2 protein-coding genes and 1 pseudogene are annotated in these 2,526 nt (G+C 68.7%); 2 read left to right on the top strand and 1 reads right to left on the bottom strand.

Annotated features, from left to right (window positions below):
• Positions 1–481 (top strand): annotated as a pseudogene (locus ACFYWL_RS30980) (cation acetate symporter); the annotation flags it as partial.
• A 13-nt stretch (positions 482–494) separates the two neighbouring features.
• Here ACFYWL_RS30980 and ACFYWL_RS30985 read toward each other — a convergent pair.
• Entirely contained in the window at positions 495–1,724 is a 1,230-nt protein-coding gene (locus tag ACFYWL_RS30985; RefSeq protein WP_386980318.1) for an RNA-guided endonuclease InsQ/TnpB family protein, read from the bottom strand.
• A gap of 25 nt (positions 1,725–1,749) precedes the next feature.
• On the opposite strand from ACFYWL_RS30985, the gene tnpA reads away from it, so the two are divergent.
• Entirely contained in the window at positions 1,750–2,166 is a 417-nt protein-coding gene (gene tnpA, locus ACFYWL_RS30990; RefSeq protein ID WP_386980321.1) for an IS200/IS605 family transposase, read from the top strand.
• Positions 2,167–2,526: the final 360 nt, after the last annotated feature.

Here is a 2,526-nt window from a genome sequence, read left to right on the forward strand (position 1 = left end):
CCTGTACGCCTCGCTGCGACGCCGGCACGCGAAGCCCTACAGCGAGGTGGCCGTGGCCCGGATCGCCGCGGTCGGCATCGGGGTGGCCGCCATCGCGCTGGGCCTGCTGGCACGGGATCTGAACGTCGCCTTTCTCGTGGGACTGGCCTTCGCCGTCGCGGCATCCGCGAACCTGCCGGTGCTGCTCTACTCGCTGTTCTGGCGCGGCTTCACCACGCGCGGCGCGGTGTGGGCGGTCTACGGCGGGCTGATTCCCGCCGTGCTGCTGGTGCTGCTCTCGCCCGTGGTCTCCGGCAGCCCCGACTCGCTGTTCCCGCGGGCGGACTTCCAGTTCTTCCCGCTGGAGAACCCGGGCCTGGTGTCCATCCCGCTGGGGTTCGTGGCGGGCTGGCTGGGCACCGTGATCTCCGCCGAAGAGCCCGACGAGGCCAAGCACGCCGAGACCGAGGTGCGCTCACTCACCGGTGCCGGAGCGGTTTGACATCCTCCCCGGCCTAGAGGCCGGGGATTCCCGCCTGCTCCCACCGGATGGGTGAGGGCTTCGGGTGGGTTCCTGCTTCGCTGCGCGGTGCCGGGACGAGTCCCGGTCTTACCTGCGCTCCGCAGGCTGACACCGCCAGTCCGGCGGCCTTAGCGACGTTGACCGCCGCATTCACGTCCCGGTCGAGGACGGCCCCGCATGCCGGGCACGTCCAGAGGCGGACGTTCAAAGGCTTGGGGCCGTCCTTGACGCCGCACCGCGAGCACACCTGGGAGGTCGGCTCGAACCGGCCGATCTTCACGAAGGTGCGCCCGTATCGGGCGGCCTTGTACTCCAACATGTTCACGAACGCCGACCATCCGGCGTCGTGCACGGACTTGGCCAGACGCGTGCGCGCGAGCCCCTTCACCGCCAGGTCCTCCACCGCAACCGCTTGGTTCTCGCGGATCAGCCTGGTGGAGAGCTGGTGGTGGAACTCGTGGCGCGCGTCCGCGACACGGGCGTGTGCCCGTGCGGCCTTGATCCTGGCCTTGTCCCTGTTCTTGCTGCCCTTCTCCTTGCGGGACAGCTCCCGCTGGGCTTTCTTCAGGCGCTTCTCGGCCCGGCGCAGGAAGCGCGGGCTGTCGACCTTCGTACCGTCGGAGAGGACCGCGAAGTGCCCGAGCCCAAGGTCGATGCCCACCTCGGGCGCGACCTCGGGAAGGACTTCCTCCGGACCGGTCTCCACGACGAAGCTTGCGAAGTACCGGCCCGCACTGTCCTTGACCACCGTCACCGTGGACGGCGTCGACGGCAGGGAGCGGGACCATTTGACCTTGAGGTCGCCGGTCTTCGGCAGGCGCAGCTTCCCGCCGGTCGTGATCGACCAGCGGGCGTTCGCCGTGAACCGGACCGACTGCCGGGTGTCCTTCCGCGACTTGTACCGGGGCGCGCCCATGCGCGGACGCTGGCCCTTCAGGCCGTCGAAGAAGTTCTTGTACGCGGTGTCCAGGTCGCGGAGGGACTGCTGGAGGACGACCGCTGAGACCTCGCCGAGCCAGGCGCGTTCCGGGGTGCTCTTCGCCTCGGTGATGAGCTGCTTCGACAGGTCGCCGGTCTTCGGGAACGGCATGCCTTCGCGGCGGGCGGTCTCCCGAGCGCGGAGGGCGTCGTTGTAGACCACCCGCGCACACCCGAACGCCCTCGCCAGCGCCGTGCGCTGACCGGCGCTCGGGTACAGGCGGAAGCTGTACCGAAGCTGCACACGGATCATGATACACAGTTGGTTTATGGGTATCGATGAGAACGTTCGCACTGGTCGTCACTGCATGTTCCGGATGCATGTCCACTTGGTTTTCGTGACGAAGTACCGGCACTCCGTCTTCACCGACCGGCATCTGACGAGGTGCGAGGAGATCATGCGGGCCGTGTGCGAGGACTTCGAGGCCGAGCTGGTCGAGTTCAACGGCGAGGCCAACCACGTTCACCTGCTGGTGAACTTCCCGCCGAAGGTCGCCGTGTCCAGGCTGGTGAACTCCCTCAAGGGGGTGTCCTCGCGCAGGCTCCGCCAGGAGTTCCCCGACATGGTCCGCCACTACTGGCGGGCACAGCGCCTGTGGTCCGGCTCCTACTTCGCCGGTTCCGTCGGCGGCGCACCGCTCAGCATCGTGAAGCAGTACATCGAGCAGCAGAACCGGCCGCTCTGACCTGGGCTGAGGCGAACAGAGCAGATCCGTGCACACAGCTGAGCTCAGAGCAACTCTCAGATTCGCTTCACCACCGGGCTGAAGCCCGGTGCACTGCGAATAGTCCCGGTAGCCCACACCCACAACCCAACCCCCGCCCACAACAAGGCCGGGAACACACACGACGGGCCAGCCGCCCACGGCGGTGAGGCGACGTGCCCACAGCCCGCCCACCCACAACGAGGCCGGGACGTCACACGACGGGCGAGCCTCCCACAACGAGGCCGGGGACGCACACGACGGGCCAGCCGCCCACGGCGGGGAGGGGACGTGCCGGGGGGTGCCCGCCCGCAGCGGCCGGCGACACCCCGAGCACGTACG

Origin of the sequence: Micromonospora sp. NPDC002575 (assembly GCF_042889525.1) — a bacterium.
GTDB classification, from domain to species: Bacteria; Actinomycetota; Actinomycetes; order Mycobacteriales; family Micromonosporaceae; genus Micromonospora; species Micromonospora carbonacea.